13 protein-coding genes are annotated in these 17,748 nt (G+C 69.6%); 11 read left to right on the top strand and 2 right to left on the bottom strand.

The window, feature by feature from the left end:
- Nucleotides 1-2: 2 nt before the first annotated feature.
- The 3 genes from WH85_RS40405 (at nt 3) to WH85_RS53465 (ending at nt 6,023) form a co-directional block, all read left to right on the top strand.
- Complete coding sequence (locus tag WH85_RS40405) at nt 3-728, top strand: ABC transporter ATP-binding protein (protein ID WP_045747456.1); 726 nt, start codon at nt 3-5, stop codon at nt 726-728.
- On the top strand, nt 722-2,956 hold the full coding sequence (locus WH85_RS40400) for an ABC transporter permease (RefSeq protein WP_045747455.1): 2,235 nt from the start codon (nt 722-724) through the stop codon (nt 2,954-2,956). Before WH85_RS40405 ends, WH85_RS40400 begins: the two co-directional genes overlap by 7 nt.
- Before the next feature lie 331 nt (nt 2,957-3,287).
- Nucleotides 3,288-6,023 carry a serine/threonine-protein kinase gene (locus WH85_RS53465; RefSeq protein ID WP_245674305.1) on the top strand — a complete coding sequence of 912 codons (2,736 nt, stop codon included), beginning with the start codon at nt 3,288-3,290 and terminating at the stop codon, nt 6,021-6,023.
- Nucleotides 6,024-6,310: 287 nt separating this feature from the next.
- On the opposite strand, the gene WH85_RS40385 is transcribed toward WH85_RS53465, so the two are convergent.
- Together WH85_RS40385 and WH85_RS40380 are read right to left on the bottom strand one after the other, a co-directional pair.
- Nucleotides 6,311-6,823: a Uma2 family endonuclease gene (locus WH85_RS40385; protein WP_245674304.1), complete on the bottom strand. Its 513-nt coding sequence runs from the start codon at nt 6,821-6,823 to the stop codon at nt 6,311-6,313.
- Between the two features lie 480 nt (nt 6,824-7,303).
- Nucleotides 7,304-8,641 carry an aminotransferase class I/II-fold pyridoxal phosphate-dependent enzyme gene (locus WH85_RS40380; protein ID WP_045747453.1) on the bottom strand — a complete coding sequence of 446 codons (1,338 nt, stop codon included), beginning with the start codon at nt 8,639-8,641 and terminating at the stop codon, nt 7,304-7,306.
- Nucleotides 8,642-8,699: 58 nt separating this feature from the next.
- On the opposite strand from WH85_RS40380, the gene WH85_RS40375 reads away from it, so the two are divergent.
- From WH85_RS40375 to WH85_RS47835, 8 genes are all read left to right on the top strand, one after another.
- The gene (locus tag WH85_RS40375; protein WP_045747452.1) at nt 8,700-10,190 is read left to right on the top strand and encodes a CoA-acylating methylmalonate-semialdehyde dehydrogenase; all 1,491 of its coding nucleotides are present in this window, start codon (nt 8,700-8,702) and stop codon (nt 10,188-10,190) included.
- A gap of 10 nt (nt 10,191-10,200) precedes the next feature.
- Entirely contained in the window at nt 10,201-11,526 is a 1,326-nt protein-coding gene (locus WH85_RS40370; protein WP_045747451.1) for an aspartate aminotransferase family protein, read from the top strand.
- Nucleotides 11,527-11,731: 205 nt separating this feature from the next.
- Nucleotides 11,732-12,835 carry an ABC transporter ATP-binding protein gene (locus WH85_RS40365; protein WP_045747450.1) on the top strand — a complete coding sequence of 368 codons (1,104 nt, stop codon included), beginning with the start codon at nt 11,732-11,734 and terminating at the stop codon, nt 12,833-12,835.
- Nucleotides 12,836-14,086: a polyamine ABC transporter substrate-binding protein gene (locus WH85_RS40360; protein ID WP_045747449.1), complete on the top strand. Its 1,251-nt coding sequence runs from the start codon at nt 12,836-12,838 to the stop codon at nt 14,084-14,086.
- Entirely contained in the window at nt 14,083-14,937 is an 855-nt protein-coding gene (locus tag WH85_RS40355; RefSeq protein WP_045747448.1) for an ABC transporter permease, read from the top strand. The genes WH85_RS40360 and WH85_RS40355 overlap by 4 nt, the downstream gene beginning before the upstream one ends.
- Nucleotides 14,934-15,710, top strand: a complete 777-nt coding sequence (locus WH85_RS40350) for an ABC transporter permease (RefSeq protein ID WP_045747447.1) — start codon at nt 14,934-14,936, stop codon at nt 15,708-15,710. The genes WH85_RS40355 and WH85_RS40350 overlap by 4 nt, the downstream gene beginning before the upstream one ends.
- 247 nt (nt 15,711-15,957) lie before the next feature.
- The gene (locus tag WH85_RS40345; RefSeq protein ID WP_083449638.1) at nt 15,958-17,340 is read left to right on the top strand and encodes an aspartate aminotransferase family protein; all 1,383 of its coding nucleotides are present in this window, start codon (nt 15,958-15,960) and stop codon (nt 17,338-17,340) included.
- 164 nt (nt 17,341-17,504) lie between these two features.
- Nucleotides 17,505-17,748 (top strand): CAP domain-containing protein (locus WH85_RS47835; protein ID WP_342669824.1); only part of this gene is annotated, 244 nt, incomplete at its 3' end.

The raw sequence follows: 17,748 nt of genomic DNA, 5'->3' as shown, positions 1-17,748 counted from the left end.
GCATGACAGTCGTCCTGCACGAGGTACACAAGCGCTACCGAGCCGGAGCCGGCGCCGTGGTCGCTCTGGACGGGGTGACCGTTCACTTCGGCCAAGCGACGTTCACCGCGGTCATGGGTCCGTCCGGTTCCGGGAAATCGACCCTGCTGCACTGCGCCGCCGGGCTGGAGCCGGTCACCTCGGGCAGCGTGACCGTCGCCGGCACGGCCCTCGACGGCCTGGCCGAGACGGCGCTCACCAAACTCCGCCGCGACCGGGTGGGATTCGTCTTCCAGGAGTTCAACCTGGTCTCGTCGCTGACGGCGGCGCAGAACGTCTCCTTACCTCTACGTCTGGCCGGGCGCCGAGCGGAGCCGTCCGCTGTGCAGGCCGCGCTCACCGAGGTGGGCCTCGCCGACCGGGCAGGGCACCGTCCTCGCGAGCTCTCCGGCGGCCAGCAGCAGCGAGTCGCGATCGCTCGGGCACTGTTCACCAGTCCGTCCGTGGTCTTCGCCGACGAGCCGACCGGTGCCCTCGACAGCCAGACCTCACACCAGGTGCTGGAGTTGATGCGGCGACTGGTGGACGCACACGGCCGGACCGTGGTGATGGTGACTCACGATCCGGTGGCCGCAGCCGTCGCCGATCGGGTTCTGCTCCTGGTGGACGGCCGGGTCACCGACGAGATCATCGGTGCGGACGCGACGACCGTGGCGGACCGGATGACCGCGTTGGAGCGGAGGTGCTGAGCCGCGACCGCCTCGGCACCTTCCTGGCCGTCCTGCTCGGGACGGGCCTGGTCACGACGTTTCTGCTCCTGCTGACATCCGGCCAGCCCCGAGTGCCGGAACGGCTGGCCGGATATCCGGTGCTGGTGCAGAGCCCCGCCGCGGGCAACCTGCCCGACGGGTTCGCGGAGCCGGTGCCCTGGTCAGCTGCTGACGCTCGGTCCCTGGCCGATCGCCTGCGTGCGGTCCCCGGTGTCCGTGCGGCCGTCGTGGATCGCACCTTCTACGCCCAGCCGCTGCGCGACGGTGTGCCGGTCGTCGACAGCACCAGCGGTCACGCCTGGCTCGGCGACGACCCACCCGACCAGGGCGAGGTGGTGGTGAACCGGGACCTCGGTGTGCCGGTCGGCTCCACTGTCACCTTGCTGACCGGTGCCGGGCCGACAGACTGGCGGGTCAGCGGGCACACCACGCTGCCCGGTATCCACGTGTCCGGCGAGGAGGCCGCCCGGCTCGCCCCAGGTGTACGGGTCATCGGACTGTCCGGCGATCCCGACCCGGAAGCCGTACGTGCCGTGGTCGGCGCCGGTGACCGGGTGCTGACCGGCGACGAACGCGGTCGTGCCGAGCCCCGGGTCGACGCGCGGACCCGGTGGATCGGGATGCAGATCCTCATCGCCACCACGGCGCTGGCCGGGTTCGCCTGTGTCTTCCTCGTCGCGTCGACCTCCGCCTACGCGGTTGATCAGCGACGTCGCGAGATCGGTCTGCTGCGGGCGGTGGGCGCCACCCCGCGTCAGGTGCGGTCGATGCTTCATCGCTCCGCACTGGCCCGGGGAGTGCCAGCCGCGCTGGCCGGCGTCGTGACGGGTGGGCTGGCCGCGATGCCCTTGGCCGGCGCGCTGGTCGACGCCGGGTTCGAACCGCCCGGCTACCACATCCGCTGGCAGCTCTGGGTTCTTGCGGTGTCCTTCGCCGCCGGCCCCCTGGTCGCGCTTGCCGGGTCGGCGATCGCAGCCCGGCGAGTGTCCCGGATCAGCCCGATCGAGGCGCTGCGCGTCGCCGAGCTCGAACCGCGGGCGATGAGCCGCGCACGGTGGATCCTCGGTCTCGTCGCCGCAGCCGGTGCTGTCGGTGCGGGCGTGTCCGCAGCAGCAGCCCCGGACCTCAGCGAGCTGGGGATGCTGGCCCTGCTGGGAGCGATCGCCTTGGTCACGGCCGCGGTATTGCTGGCACCCGCCGTAGTGCCCGTGCTGGTACGCGTTCTGCTCGGCCCGATGACCGGAGTGACCGCGACACTCGCCAGGGAGAGCGCCCGAACAGCGGTACGACGGACCGCCTCGACAGCCGCGCCGGTGTTGTTCACCGTGGCGTTCGCGGTCTTCGTCACCGGGACGGTGGAGACGTCGGCTGCGGCCTACACGGCGCGGCGAAGCGCCACCGTGCCGTCCGAGACCGTTCTGGTGCCGGACAGGGTGCCCGGACTTGGTGATGCGGCGTCGGGAGGCGCTCCGCTGGACACGACCGTCTACGTGGCGGGACAGGCGGTGGTCGTCTCCGGTACCGAGAACGTTCTGCCGGGCACGGCGCTGGTCAGCGAAAATGCGGCTGGCCGCTTCGGGCCGACGGTGGCGGTGACATATGCCGACGGTCATCAGGAGACGGTTCGGGTGTCCGGGACCGCATCACCCGGCCCGTTCACCGCAGACCTGGTCCTGGCTCGCGGCACGGTCCGGCGGCACGATCCCTCAGCGTTGGCCCCCGCGGCGTTCCCGGTCCCGGAGGGGCCGGTGGGAGCCGGTGCCCGCGTGGCTGATCGCGACGACCTCGCCCGGGAAGCAGACGCCGAGGACGACCGGTTGGTGCAGATGTTCGCGATGCTGCTTTTGGCGGTGTCCGCTGGAGCCGGATCGCTGGCGGTGGGCAACACGTTGCTGATGACGGTTCGGCGGCGTGGTCCCGACTATCGGGTTCTCCGGCTTGCCGGGGCGTCCCGGGCGCAGGTGGTGCGGGCGGTGGTCCTGGAATCGGCACTGGTGGTGGCGATCGGCTCCCTCATCGGCGGGGCGGCCGGCCTGATCGCGATTGCCGGTTCGGCTCGTTCGCTTGCAGCGCAGGTCGGCGCCGCGGTGCCGGTTCTGGTGTCCTGGCCGGCGATCACCGCGACGGTGGCGACCTGTCTGGCGCTGGCGACGATCACGGCCGCGGTGCCGGCCGCTCGACTGTCTCGATTACCGCCAAGCCGTTGAGTCAGGCCGCTGAGCTGGACAGAGGATGCGGACTGCAGGGCCAGACAGCGGCTGGTGTGTCGGCTCCCGGCGGTGGTCGTGTCCACCGACGTGGTGATGTCGCGGCGGAGCGTGTCGTGGTGACTACACATTGCGCCGCGGTGCGGCGGCCGGACCGGGTGAGCGGACGCGCGGTGACGCCATCGGAGCGAAGGGCGGGCGCAGATTTACGGAAACGCGGTGACGGAACGGGCAGGAGCGGGCTGACGAGGCCTTATAGCAGTCAGAGCTGATCCGGACGGAGGGGAGGTGAGGGGAGTGACGGTTGTGGACGGCGGGTATAACGATGGCCATGCCCGATGCGCCCGTGTTGCTTGCCGGACGATACCTGCTGGGGGAAGTCCTGGGCCGCGGCGGAATGGGCGAGGTGCATCTGGCCCGCGACGAGACCCTGGAACGGGACGTCGCGATCAAGGAGCTGGACCAGCCGCTGGGCGACGACCCCGACGCTGCGGCGCGCCGCACGCTGCGGGAGGCCCGGGCGGCGGCGCGACTCAACCACCCGAACGTCATTCAGGTGTACGACGTGCTGCAGCTGGACGGGCGCACCTGGATCGTCATGGAGTACGTGCCGTCCCGGTCGCTGCGGCAGGTGATCGTGGAGGACGGGCCGCTGGATCCGTACCAGGTGGCGCAGATAGGCCTCGACCTGGTTGCCGCGCTGCGGGCCGCGCACCGGGCCGGCGTGCAGCACCGGGACGTGAAACCAGCCAACGTGCTGCTCGCGACCGACGGCCGGGTGCTGCTCGGAGACTTCGGGATCGCGGCGATGGATGACGACGCCGTGATCAGCCGAACCGACGTCGTGGTGGGGTCGCCACACTTCATGGCGCCGGAACGGGCCAGTACCGGCAAGGGCGGCCCGGCGGCCGACCTGTGGTCGCTGGGCGCGACGTTGTACAACGCGGTGGAGGGCCGTTCCCCTTATCAGCGAGGCTCCACCATGGCCACGCTGACCGCGCTCGCCACCGAGGAGCCCGACCCGCCGCGGCAGGCGGGAGTTCTCACGCCGGTGCTGGACAGGCTGCTGCGCAAGAACCCGGCAGTCCGGATGGGGCTCGACGAGACGGAGCAGATGCTCCAGTCGATCGTCACCGGCGCCGTGGGCAGTGCCAAGGCGCCGAAACAGAAGAGGCGCGGCCTGTTCAGCCGAGTCCTGGCGGCGGCCGGGGCGTCCCGTGCCAGCGACGAGGTCTACTCGCCAGCGGACGCGCCCGCAGCGAGTGATCTAGCCGCGGACGCGCCGACGGCAAGTGGTCTAGCGGCGGATGCGCCAGCTGCAAACGGCACGGCGGCGGGTGCTCCAGCGGCGGATGCTCCAGCGGTGAGTGGCCTGGCTACGGCAGACAGCTCTGAGCGCGACGGGTCTCTCCACGACGGGTCTGCTCACGACGGGTCTGTTCACGACGGGTCTGAGCGCGACACTTCCGCGCGCGACGGGTCTGCGCGTGGCGTGGCGGCGAGCGAAGATGCAGTTGCTGATGTGGCTGCCGGCGCAGGAGGCGCGCCCGGTACGGCTGCAGGACTTGACGGTGGGGCTGTAGGGCCGGTTGGTGCTACGGCCGGCAGTACGAGTACGGCGGCCGACTCTGCAAACGCGCCCTCGAGGCTGGGTAGCGCGACGGCTGAACCGGAGGGTAAGCCGCGGATTCCTAAACAGCGTGCCGGTGAGGGAACGTCGGGTTCCGCGAGTACCACGCGGGTGGATGCGGACACCGACCTGGAAGAACTTTCGGACGCGGCGTCTTCGTCGCCGGTCTCTGAGCAAGTGGGCTCGGATGCGGGGGAGAGCGGCGCGAAGGCCGCTGATGGGGACGAGCCGGAGGCCGTTGCCTCGGCAGCTGAAGCCGCTGCTGACAGATCCGCGGCGGGAAAGGCCGCGGCGGGAAAGGCCCCGGCCGGAGAGAGCGCGGCAGAGCAGGCCGCAGCAGAACGAGCGGCAACGGGGAACACCGTTGCGGGGCAGGCCGTGGGAGATGCCGTAGCGGAGCAAGCCGCTGCGGGGAAGAAAGCAGCACGGGCGGAAGCGGCACCGGAAGCAGCTTCGAAGACTGAAGCGGGCTCGGGGAAGAACGGGCAGCGGACTGCCGGGGCGGGGACGCCTGGTACGGCAGTCGGCGCGGCAGGGGCCGCGACGTGGAACAGCACCGTCAGTGACCGGGCCTTGGGGAAGGCCCGGATCGGGCAGGGGCAGATGGACGCCACGCCGGCTACCGGGGAGACACGGGTGGCGGCGGCCGCCGGTGCCGGGACGCTGGCGGGGACCGCTGTGGCCGAGCCATCGGAACGGAACGGGCGACGGAGGCTGGTCGTCGGGGCGGCTGCGGTGGCGGCACTGGTGGCGGTAGGGGTGGTGACCTACGTGGTCGGGCCCGGGAACAACAGCACCGATCGGGACGGGGCTCAGCCGAGCGGGCCAGGGGCTGCGGTCACCGAGAGCGCCCAGCAGCCCTCCGCGGAGGCGTCTCCGGCGGGTGCGGCGCCCACGGACGGAGTGCCCTCGGGTGAGGCGTCGGCCAGCGCGCCGGTCGAGAGCGCCAGCCCCAGTGTCGCCGCCAGCGTGAGTCCCGATGCGGGTGGGATACCCGCGTTGCGGGACGGGTGGGTGGACTACAAGGATGCGACGGGATTCCGGGTATACGTGCCGGAGGGGTGGAAACGTTCCCAGGAGGGGACGATTGTCTACTTCCGCGGGGACGGGCGGGTGCTCGGCATCGACCAGACGAATCAGCCCAAGTCGAATCCGGTGAAGGACTGGCAGAGTCAGTCGGAGTATCGGGTGTCGCGCGGGGACTTCCCCAGCTACAAGGAAATCAAGATCGAGTCTGTGGACTACTTCAAGAAGGCCGCTGACTGGGAGTTCACGTTCACCCGGAGCGGGACCCGGCAGCACGTCAACAACCGCGGGGTCGTGGTGTCCAGCAAGAAGGCCTACGGGTTCTACTGGCAGACCACGGACTCGGAGTGGGACGGGGCGCGCGACGATCTGCAGTTCGTCTTCGACAGCTTCCGGCCGGTGACGAAGTAAGACCGGACGGCGCGAGACATGTTTCGTGGTCAGGGTGCGAAGCCCGTCCGCGTGGTGATTTCGGGCGCGCTGGACGCCCGAAATCAACACAGAGGCAGACCCTGACTGCGAAAGGTGTCCAGACGGGACGGCGCCAGACTGGACGGGCGCGGGCGCGGGACCGGATGACGCGGGACTGGACGGGCGCGGAACCGGACGGCGCCAGACCGGACGGCGCGCGACCTCGCAGAATGACGTTGCACGGGTGGGTGTCGCACCGGGAAGCGCGGGGACGGGCTTGGGCTGGTTTAGAAGTCGAGCAGGGTTGTGGGGGTGAGCGCCATCGGGAACGGGGTCTCAGCGCGCAGGAGTTCGTCGTCGGTTGCGGTGGTGCGGGGGACGTAGGTGTCTCCCTGCAGGTGGAGCAGGTGCAGAGTCAGGGAGCGGTAGTCGGTCATGTCCGGTTCGGCCAGGAGGTACCACGGGATGCCGGCCGCGGCGTACATGGTCAGCTTTGTGGTGCGGTCTACGGCGGCGTTGCCGGGGGACGTCACCTCGGCTACCAACACGGCGTCGGCGGCCTCGACATAGGTGGACAGCCGCGGGGCTGTTGAGACCGTCACGTCCGGGATCAGGATGCGGTGCGGGGCCAGGCGCAGGTTCACCGCCTGCTGGGCTCGGAAACCGTGGGCTCGGGCTGTGGGGCGGAGCGCGGCCGTCAACAGGTACGAGATCTCCTGGTGTGGACTGTTCGGTGCCGGGCTCACCACGAGGCTCCCGTCGATCAGCTCGATCCGGTCGGTGGTTGCGCCCAGTGACAAGTACTCCTCTTCGGTCCAAGGGCCGGCGTGGGCCGGAGGTGTGCCCGTCATACGACGAGTCTCGCACGACCCGCTGCCGACCCTGGTAGGCGAAACGTGCCCGCCGGCGACCGCCCGGAAAGGCGAGCGAACCGTCTCGAAAGGCGGACGGTCGCCCGGAAAGGCGAACGGCCACCTGGGGAACGAACGGCCACCCGGAAAGGCCAACGGCCATCCGGGGAGCGAACGGCCCCGGGAAGCGGGCCGCCACCGGAAGACCGGAAGCGGGCCGCCACCGGAAGACCGGAAGCGGGCCGCCACCGGAAAAGCGGAAGCGGGCCGCCACCGAAGGAGCGGAAGCGGGTCGGCCCCGGAAGGGCGGAGGGCAGGCGAGAGCGGCACCGACGGAACCCGGAGGGCAGCCGCGAACCATCGGCGTCACACGACTATAGTTGCATGACTACTTGACGGCAATCAATACCTGGATCGGGTGACGTCGCGTCACCGGGGGATGGCCGCGGCCGCGGTGCCGGCGGCCTGCACCAGATGGGCCGCCACCTCCGCGTGATCGGCGGCGATCAGGCCCACCGTCACCCGCAGGTGCGGGGACGCGGCCGGCCCCACCCCGAACGCCGTGCCCGCCGCCGCGCCGATGCCCGCGCTCGCCAGGCTCAGCAGGGCCGCCTGCTCGTCCGCCACCGGCAGCCAGATGTTCAGGCCCTCACCGGGCGGCAGGATGATGCCCGACGCGGCCAGGGCCTCGCTCACCAGGTGGCGCCGGCGGGCGTACTCGGTGCGGGCCGCCGCCACCGCCGCGATCGAATCCGGGTCCGTCAGTAGTGCCAGGAGCAGGTGTTGCAGGAGCCTGCTTGTCCAGCCCTGCCCGAGTAGGCGGCGTTCCAGGATCGGGTCGAGCAGCGTCGCCGGGGCGCTCACCGCCGCGAGCCGCAGGTCGGGGCCGTGCGACTTGGAGAAGCTGCGCACGTGCGCGGTCTGCCGGGGGAGGTGGGTGCCCAGCGAGCAGAGCGGTCCGGAGGCCAGGTCGCCGGCGGAATCATCCTCCACCACGTACACATGGGGGTGCTCGGAAAGGACCGCGGCGAGGGCGCCGGCCCGCGACGGTGACCACGACGCGCCCGTGGGGTTGAGGGCGCGCGGCTGGAGGAAGACCGCGGTGGGGCGCCGGGCCAACGCCTCCGCGAGCCGGTCCGGCAGCACGCCCTCGGCGTCCGTGTCGACGCCGACCACCTGGGCGCCGAGAGCCTCCAGCAGGTCGAGCAGGGGTGGGAAGCACGGGTTCTCGACCACCGCCACGTCGCCGAGGCGCAGCAGGGCCGACGCCACGTGGTCGATCGCGTCCATCGCGCCGTCGAAGATCGCCAAACGTTCCGGCGGGTACGCCCACCGCTCCCGCAGCAGGGCGTCCAGCCCGGGGAGGACCGGTTCGTCGAGGTAGCTCGTCGGTGCGAAGGAGAACGCGGGGGAGAGTCCGTGCAGCGCCGGCAGTGGGGGGAGCAGACGCGGGTCGGGGACGCCCGTCGACAGGTCGAGCCCGAAGCCGTTGCTGCGGGGCAGTGCCGCCCGATATCGTCCGGCGCCCGGGGTGGCGACGACGGTGCCGCGCCGCCCGTCGGTGCGGATGGTTCCGGCGCGCCGCAGCAGCTGCCAGGCCGCGTTGACGGTGCTGGGGGAGAGGCGCAGTTCGGTGGCGACGGTGCGCACCGGTGGCATCTTCGTCCCGCCGGGCAGGGCGCCGTCGCCGACCGCGCGGCTGACCGCCTCGGCCAGGCCGCGGGAGCTGGGGTCGACGAGCCGCTCGCGGAGAACGCCGAGGATCATTTTGTGACAGTACAACCAAGGGATTGTTCGGTCCACGGTCGTCACATAATCTCGGCGCATGAGTCACATCGCGCACTGGATCAGCGGCGCCGAGCGCGCCGGCACCTCGGGCCGGGTCGGACCGGTCTTCAACCCCGCCACCGGCGAGAAGATCGCCGAGGTCGACCTGGCGAGCGCCGCGGAGGTCGGCGAGGCTGTCGGCATCGCCAAGGAGGCCGCCAAGAGCTGGCGTTCCTCGTCGCTCTCCAAGCGTGCCGCGATCCTGTTCGCGTTCCGCGAGCTGCTCGCCGAGAACGCCGGTGAGCTGGCCGCGATCGTGACCCGCGAGCACGGCAAGGTGCTCGCCGACGCGGCCGGTGAGATCGCCCGCGGACTGGAGAACGTCGAGTTCGCCACCGGCATCCCGCACCTGCTCAAGGGCTCGTTCTCGGAGCAGGCCGCGACCGGCGTCGACGTCTACTCGATCCGCCAGCCGCTCGGGGTGGTCGCCGGCATCACGCCGTTCAACTTCCCGGCCATGGTGCCGCTGTGGATGTGCGCGACCGCCATCGCCGCGGGCAACGCCTTCGTGCTCAAGCCCAGCGAGAAGGACCCGTCCGCGGGCCTCTTCCTGGCCCGGCTGTGGAAGCGGGCCGGCCTGCCGGACGGCGTGTTCACCGTGGTCAACGGCGATAAGGAGGCGGTCGACGCGCTCCTGGTCCACCCGGACGTCGCGGCGGTCAGTTTCGTCGGTTCCACGCCGATCGCGAAGTACATCTACGAGACCGGCACCGCGCACGGCAAGCGGGTGCAGGCGCTGGGCGGCGCCAAGAACCACATGGTGGTGCTGCCGGACGCCGAGCTCGACGCGGCCGCCGACGCGGCGATCAGCGCGGGGTACGGCGCGGCCGGCGAGCGCTGCATGGCGATCTCGGTGGTGGTGGCCGTCGGGGACATCGCCGACCCGCTGGTCGCGGCGATCGCCGCCCGGCTGCCGAAGGTGAGGATCGGTGACGGCGCGGACCCGGCGTCCGAGATGGGGCCGCTGATCACCGCGCAGCACCGGGACAAGGTGGCCGGCTACATCGAGGCGGGCGAGGCCGAGGGCGCGACCGTCGTCGCGGACGGCCGCAAGTCCGGCGACTTCCCGGAGCAGGGCTTCTTCCTGGGGGCCACCCTGCTCGACAACGTCACGCCGGCCATGACGGTGTATACCGACGAGATCTTCGGCCCGGTGCTGAGCGTGGTCCGGGTGGAGAGCTACGCCGAGGCGCTCCAGCTGGTCAACGACAACGAGTACGGCAACGGCACCGCGATCTACACCCGGGACGGCGGCGCGGCCCGGCAGTTCCAGTTCGACGTGAACGCCGGCATGGTCGGCGTCAACGTGCCGATCCCGGTGCCGGTCGCCTACTACTCGTTCGGCGGCTGGAAGGCGTCGCTGTTCGGCGACAGCCACATGTACGGGCCGGACGGCATCCACTTCTACACCCGCGGCAAGGTAGTCACCTCCCGCTGGCCGGACCCCGGAACCTCGAAGATCGACCTGGGGTTCCCGCAGACCCGGTGAAGATGTACCCATGAGCACCGACGAGAGCGTGCGCGCGGACGATCGCGCGCACGTCTTCCATTCCTGGTCCGCGCAGGGCCTGATCGATCCGCTGCCGATCGCGCGGGCCCAGGGCAGCTACTTCTGGGACTACCGGGACCGCCGCTACCTGGACTTCTCCTCGCAGCTGGTCAACGTCAACATCGGACACCAGCATCCGCGGATGGTCCAGGCCATCCAGGAGCAGGCGGCGAGCCTGTGCACGATCGCCCCGTCGTTCGCCAACGACAAGCGCGGCGAGGCGGCCCGGATGATCGCCGAGGTCGCCCCGGAGCCGCTGAACAAGGTGTTCTTCACCAGTGGCGGCGCCGAGGCCAACGAGAACGCGATCCGGATGGCCCGTCTGCACACCGGCCGGCACAAGGTCCTCGCCACCTACCGCAGCTACCACGGCGCCACCGCCGCGGCGATCACCGCCACGGGCGATCCGCGGCGCTGGCCGAACGAGCCGGTGGCGATCGGGTTCGTGCACTTCTGGGGCCCCTATCCCTACCGGTCGCCGTTCCACGCGGTGAGCCCGGAGCAGGAGACCGAACGAGCGCTGCGGCACCTGCGGGACACGATCCTCTTCGAGGGCCCGGCAACGATCGCCGCGGTCATCCTGGAGACGGTCGTCGGGACCAACGGGATCCTGGTGCCGCCGCCCGGCTACCTGGCCGGGGTACGCGAGATCTGCGACGAGTTCGGCGTCGTGCTGATCGCCGACGAGGTGATGGCCGGGTTCGGCCGGTGCGGGGAGTGGTTCGCGGTGGACCACTGGGGTGTGGTCCCGGACCTGATCACCTTCGCGAAGGGGGTGAACTCCGGATACCTGCCGCTCGGCGGTGTGATCATCTCGGATGCGATCGCGGAGACGTTCCGGGAGCGGCCGTTCCCCGGTGGGCTGACCTATTCGGGTCACCCCCTGGCGTGTGCCTCCGCGGTGGCCGGCATGCAGATCCTCAAGGACGAGGGGGTCGTCGAGCATGCCCGCGCCCTCGGCGCGGACGTCATCGCCCCGCTGCTGGCGGCGCTGGCGGACCGGCATCCCAGCGTTGGCGAGGTCCGGGGGCTCGGCGTCTTCTGGGCGATCGAACTGATCAAGGCACCGGATAAATCGCCACTTGTCGGTTTCAACGAGGTCCAACCCATGGAACAGGTGATCAAAGCCTGCAAAGACCGCGGTCTCTGGCCGTTCACCCAGGGGAACCGCATCCACATCGTCCCGCCCTGCACCACGACCGCGGACCAGATCCGCGAAGGCCTCGCGATCATCGACGAGGCGCTGACCGTTTCGGACGGTTTCTACAAAGGCTGACGCCACCGAATACGTCGTTGGGACGGGATCAGAGATTCTGATTCCGTTTCATCCTTGGAAACTACTTCGGATTCCCTTGAAACCGCGCTCCGTGGTGTGGGACTGTCCCTCCAATCCGGGGCGAGATCGGGACATGAGAGTATCCCGTCGCCCGGATTTCGGCGGGCACGTGACGAGTCTCGACGGCAGTAACCAGAGGTGATGGATGACCACGACTCCCGCGATCGAGTTCGTCGGCGTACGCAAGGATTATCTGTCGCACGGCGAATCCGTGCCGGCGGTCCGGAGCCTGGATCTGGCGATCGCGCAGGGGGAGTTCTTCTCGCTTCTCGGGCCGTCCGGTTGCGGCAAGACCACCACGATGCGGATGGTCGCGGGATTCGAGGATCCCAGCGCGGGCACCGTGTTCCTCGCCGGCAGGGACGTCACCGGCGTCGCGCCGAACAAGCGGGACGTCAACATGGTCTTCCAGTCCTACGCACTGTTCCCGCACCTCACCGTGCTGCAGAACGTGTCGTTCGGTCTGGAGCGCAAGAAGGTCGGCAAGGACGAGATCCGGCGCCGGGTCGGCGCGATGCTCGAGATCGTCTCGCTGACCGGCATGGAGAAGCGGCATCCGCGGGAGATGTCCGGCGGCCAGCAGCAGCGGGTCGCGCTGGCCCGGGCCCTGGTGAACGAGCCGCGGGCGCTGCTGCTCGACGAGCCGCTCGGCGCGCTCGACCTCAAGCTGCGCCAGCAGATGCAGGTCGAGCTGAAGCGGATCCAGCGTGAGGTCGGCATCACCTTCGTCTACGTCACCCACGACCAGGGTGAGGCGCTGACCATGTCGGACCGCATCGCCGTGATGAACGCCGGCCTGATCGAGCAGCTCGGCACGCCGCGCGAGATCTACGAGAAGCCGTCGACCCGGTTCGTGGCCGGCTTCATCGGCACGTCGAACCTGATCGACGGCACGGTCGGCCACCTGGACGGCGACGTCGCGGTGCTGGAACCGGCACCCGGCGAGCGGGTCCTGGTGCCGGTCCGCGACGGGATCCGGCCGGGCGGCACGCTGGAGATCTCGGTCCGCCCGGAGAAGATCGACCTGCACCGGAACGCGCCGGCCACGACCGGCACGAGCCTGCTCTCCGGCGTGGTGACCGAAGTGGTCTACCACGGGACATCGACCAACTACACCGTGGCGACCAGCGCTGGTGCAGACTTCACGGTGTTCGATCAGAACGCCAGCAACGCCGAGGATCTCGCCTCCCGGGGCGAGCGCGTCTTCCTCACCTGGGCCCCCCAGCACTCGTACCCGATCGGAGTTTGAATGTTCCCCACCGATGAGCCGGACCCCACCCTCCTGCGCGGTCTCTCGCGGCGCCGGCTCGGCCGGCGTGACGCGTTGCGCCTCGGCGGGATGTCGGCGATGGGGGCGTTCCTCGCCGCGTGCGGCGTCCAGGGCCAGGGCAAGCCGTCGGCCTCGGTGGCCCCGGACGCGGTGGCGAAGTACTGGGCCGGCAAGGTCCAGAACAACAAGCTGGACTTCGCGAACTGGCCGCTCTACATGGACCCGTCGAAGCCGGAGCTGGCGAAGTTCACCGCCAAGACCGGGATCCAGGTCAAGTACGACGAGGTGATCCAGGAGATGGGACCCTGGTTCGCCAAGGTCCAGCCGCAGCTCGCCGCCGGTCAGTCGATCGGCTACGACCTGATGGTGATCACCAACTCGATCCAGTTCGGCCAGTTCCGCGACGCCGGGTTCCTGGCGCCGCTGGACCACTCGAAGCTGACCAACTACGCCGCGAACGCCGCCAAGTCCTACGCGGCGACCTCCTACGACCCCGGCAACGTGTACACCGTGCCGTGGGCGTCCGGGATCACCGGCATCGCGTACGACCCGGACAAGGTCGGCCGGAAGATCACCAAGCTGGCCGACCTGTGGGACCCGGCCTTCAAGGGCAAGGTCGGCATGTTCCGCGACCCGCAGGAGCTGGGCAACTTCGGTCTGCTGGCGGCCGGTATCACCCCCGCCGGGTCGGGCGAGGCCGACTGGACGGCTGCCGCCGCCAAGCTCAAGGAGCAGAAGGACGCCGGCATCGTCCGGCAGTACTACGACCAGAGCTACGTCGACGCGCTCGGCAAGGGCGAGGTGTGGATCACCCAGGCCTGGTCCGGCGACATCTTCCAGAAGAACGTCTCCGACGGCACGAACTTCGAGTTCGTCATCCCGGAGGAGGGTGGCACGATCTGGACCGACAACATGGCCATCCCGATCACCGCCGCCAACCCGGTCGACGCGATCATGATGATGGACTTCTTCTACGAGGTGGAGAACGCGGCCACCCTCGCCGAGTACATCAACTACGTCTGCCCGGTCCCGGCCGCCCAGGCCGTGATCAAGGAGCACGCAGCGGCGGCGACCGGCGAGGACAAGGAGTACCTGACCTCGGTGGCCGACAGCCCGCTGGTCTTCCCGGCCGAGGCCGACTACAGCAAGCTGCACTACTACGTGGAGTTCGACACCCCGCAGAAGCAGCAGGCGTTCACCAAGACGTTCGAACCGATCGTCCTGGGATGAGACGCATCCTCGCCCCCTACCTGCTGGTCCTCCCCGGCGGGCTGTGGCTCCTGCTCTTCTTCGTGGTGCCGATGGCCACGATGCTGTCGCTGTCGCTGCAGGAGGGCGACATCATCAACGGGTACGTCTTCACCGGTCACTGGCAGACCTACGTGGAGTCGATCCAGGGCTACCAGACCCAGCTGATCCGGTCCCTGGTGTACGGCGCGATCACCTCGCTGATCCTGATCGTGCTGTCGTTCCCGGTCGCGTACTGGATCGCCTTCTACGGCGGCCGGCGCAAACCGACGTACCTGTTCCTGATCCTGCTGCCGTTCTTCGTCTCGTTCGTCCTGCGCACCATCTCTTGGCGGATGATCCTGACCGACGACGGCGTGCTGCTGCACCCGCTGAAGGAGGCCGGGCTGCTCCCGGAGAGCTTCCACCTCCTCGGCACCCCGGTCGCGGTGATCGGCGGCCTGGTGTACAACTTCCTGCCGTTCATGGTGCTGCCGATCTACGTGGCGCTGGAACGCATCGACCCCCGGGTGGTCGAGGCCGCCCGGGACCTGTACGCCTCGCCGCTCACCGCGTTCCGCCGGGTGATCCTGCCGCTGTCGCTGCCGGGCGTCTTCGCCGGCGTGCTGATGACGTTCGTGCCGGCCAGCTCCGACTACGTCAACGCGGAGCTGCTCGGCGGCACCGGCACCACCATGATCGGCCAGGTCATCCAGAGCAAGTTCCTGACCAGCTCGGACTATCCGTCCGCGTCGGCGCTCGCCTTCACGCTGATGACCGTGCTGCTGATCGGGGTGTTCGCCTACGCCCGGGCGCTGGGCACCGACGACGTGATGAAGGTGGCGGCCCGATGACCCGCAATCGTGTGCTTCACGCGTACACCTGGATATTGATCTCCTGGCTCGTCCTGCCGATCCTGGTGATGATCGCCTTCGGCTTCAACGATCCGCGCGGCCGTTACAACCAGACCTGGCAGGGTTTCACCCTGAAATGGTACGGCCAGCTGTTCGCGGTGCCGGACCTCACCGACGCGCTGATCGCCTCCCTGGTCGTGGCGGTGCTCAGCTCGCTGATCGCCGCCGTGCTCGGCACCGGCATCGGCTACGCCCTGGGGCGCTACCGGTTCCGCGGCGCCGGCGTCACCAACCTGATCATGTTCGCCGCGATCTCGTCGCCGGAGCTGGTGATGGGCGCGTCGCTGCTCGGCTTCTTCGTCTCGATGGGCGTCGCGCCCGGCGGCATCACGCTGACCATCGCGCACGTGATGTTCTCGATCTCGTTCGTCGCCACGGTCGTCCGCGCCCGAGTCGTCAGCCTGGACCGTTCCATCGAGGAGGCCGCCGCCGACCTCGGCGCGACCGCGTGGACGACGTTCTGGAAGGTCACCTTCCCGATCCTGCTGCCGGCCGTCTTCTCCGGCCTGCTGCTGGCGTTCGCGCTCTCCATCGACGACTTCGTCATCACCAACTTCACCGCCGGCAACGTGCAGACCTTCCCGCTGTGGATCTGGGGTTCCACCCGGGTCGGCCTTCCGCCACAGGTCAACGTGATGGGCACGCTCATCTTCGCTGTCGGTGTGCTCATCGCGGTCATCGTCAATCTCCGATCGAGAAGATCAAAGGCCTGATGGGGTACGCGCTACCAGGACGCCCGTGGCTCCCTCCGCGACCGGGGTGCGGCGCGAGGCCGTAGCGCGGGCGCCGGGGCATGCCTGGGTGGTTGCGGTTCGAATGCCCCCTGTGTTGTGCGTTTCACACTGCGTAGGCGCGGTGTCGGCACGGAAATGGTTGCTGAGAGGCTTGTGTGCGACGGAATCCGTAGGCATCATGCAACGGAGTCGTTGACATCCGCGGCCAGCCAAATCGGGAGAAACCGTGACAGACCCCAAGCCTGCCGACGTGGACCAGCTCTCCGCGACCGCCCGGGACCACCTGTGGATGCACTTCACGCGCCTCTCCGCCTACCAGGACGCGCCCGTGCCGGTGATCACTCGCGGCGACGGCTGCTACGTGTGGGACTCCGCCGGCCGGCGCTACCTCGACGGCCTGTCCGCCCTGTTCGTGGTGCAGACCGGTCACGGCCGTCAGGAACTCGCCGAGGCGGCCGCCAAGCAGGCCGGTGAACTGGCCTACTTCCCGATCTGGTCGTACGCGCACCCCAAGGCGATCGAACTGGCCGGCCGCCTCGCCGACATGGCCCCCGGCGACCTCAACCGGGTCTTCTTCACCACCGGCGGCTCCGAAGCCGTCGAATCCGCGTGGAAACTCGCCCGGTCGTACTACAAGAAGGTCGGCAAGCCGCTCAAGACGAAGGTCATCTCGCGCGCGGTGGCCTACCACGGCAGCTCGATGGGCGCCCTGTCGATCACCGGCATCCCGCCGTTCAAGCAGGACTTCGAGCCGCTCGTCCCGTCCACGATCCGGGTGCCGAACACCAACTACTACCGGCGCCCCGACGAGACCATGACGCCCGAACAGTTCGGTGTCTGGGCCGCCGACCGGATCGCCGAGGCCATCGAGTTCGAGGGCCCCGACACCGTCGCCGCCGTCTACCTCGAACCGGTGCAGAACGCGGGCGGCTGCTTCCCGCCCCCGCCCGGCTACTTCCAGCGGGTCCGCGAGATCTGCGACCGCTACGACGTGCTGCTCGTCTCCGACGAGGTGATCTGCGCGTTCGGCCGCCTCGGCGAGTTCTTCGGCGCCGACAAGTACGGCTACCAGCCCGACATCATCACCATGGCCAAGGGCCTCACCTCCGGGTACGTCCCGCTCGGCGCGATGATCGCCTCCGAGCGCCTGGCCGAGCCGTTCCTCACCGGCACCAACTGGTTCGCCCACGGCATCACCTACGGCGGCCATCCGGTCGGTGCCGCGGTCGCCCTGGCCAACATCGACATCATGGAACGTGAAGACCTCAACGGCCACGTCCGTAAAAACAGCCCGCTGTTCCGCTCGTACCTGGAGAGGCTGACCGACCTGCCGATCGTCGGCGACGTCCGCGGCGACGGCTACTTCTTCGGCATCGAACTGGTCAAGGACAAGACCACGAAGGAGACGTTCGACGCCGACGAGTCCGAGCGGCTGCTCCGCGGCTTCCTGTCGTCGGCCCTGTTCGAGGCGGGCCTGTACTGCCGGGCCGACGACCGCGGCGACCCGGTCATCCAGCTGGCACCGCCACTGACCGCCACCGAGACCCAGTTCGCCGAGATCGAGCAGATCCTCCGCGGCGTGCTGACCGAAGCTTGGAACCGGCTGTAGCCCCTCTCGTCGACGGTTCGCTCCCGTTGCCGGCAGCCCCGCTGCCGGCAACCGGACGGCGACGGGAGCACTCCTGATCGGGAATCGTGTGGCCGTGCGGGCCGCCGATGAACATGGCGTGCCCGGCGATGACGCCGGGGGCTGGTTCTCCGAAAGGGTTCTTCTTGCGTAACGTTCTCCGCAGCCTGGTTCTGTCCGCCCTCATCGCTCCGGCCGCCGCGGCCGTCATGATGATCGCGTCTCCGGCTCAGGCGGCGGTGGCGGCGAAGCCGACCGAGAAGACCCTGCAGGCCGAGGTCAACCGGCTGGTCAACGTCGAGCGCACCTCGCACGGCTGCGCCCCGCTGACGGAGAACAAGGCACTGACCGCCGCGGCCCGCACCCACAGCGCGTGGATGGCGCAGACCG

This window comes from Actinoplanes rectilineatus (assembly GCF_000962825.1).
GTDB lineage: Bacteria > Actinomycetota > Actinomycetes > Mycobacteriales > Micromonosporaceae > Actinoplanes > Actinoplanes rectilineatus.
This window is presented reverse-complemented; position numbering and strand designations above follow the sequence as displayed.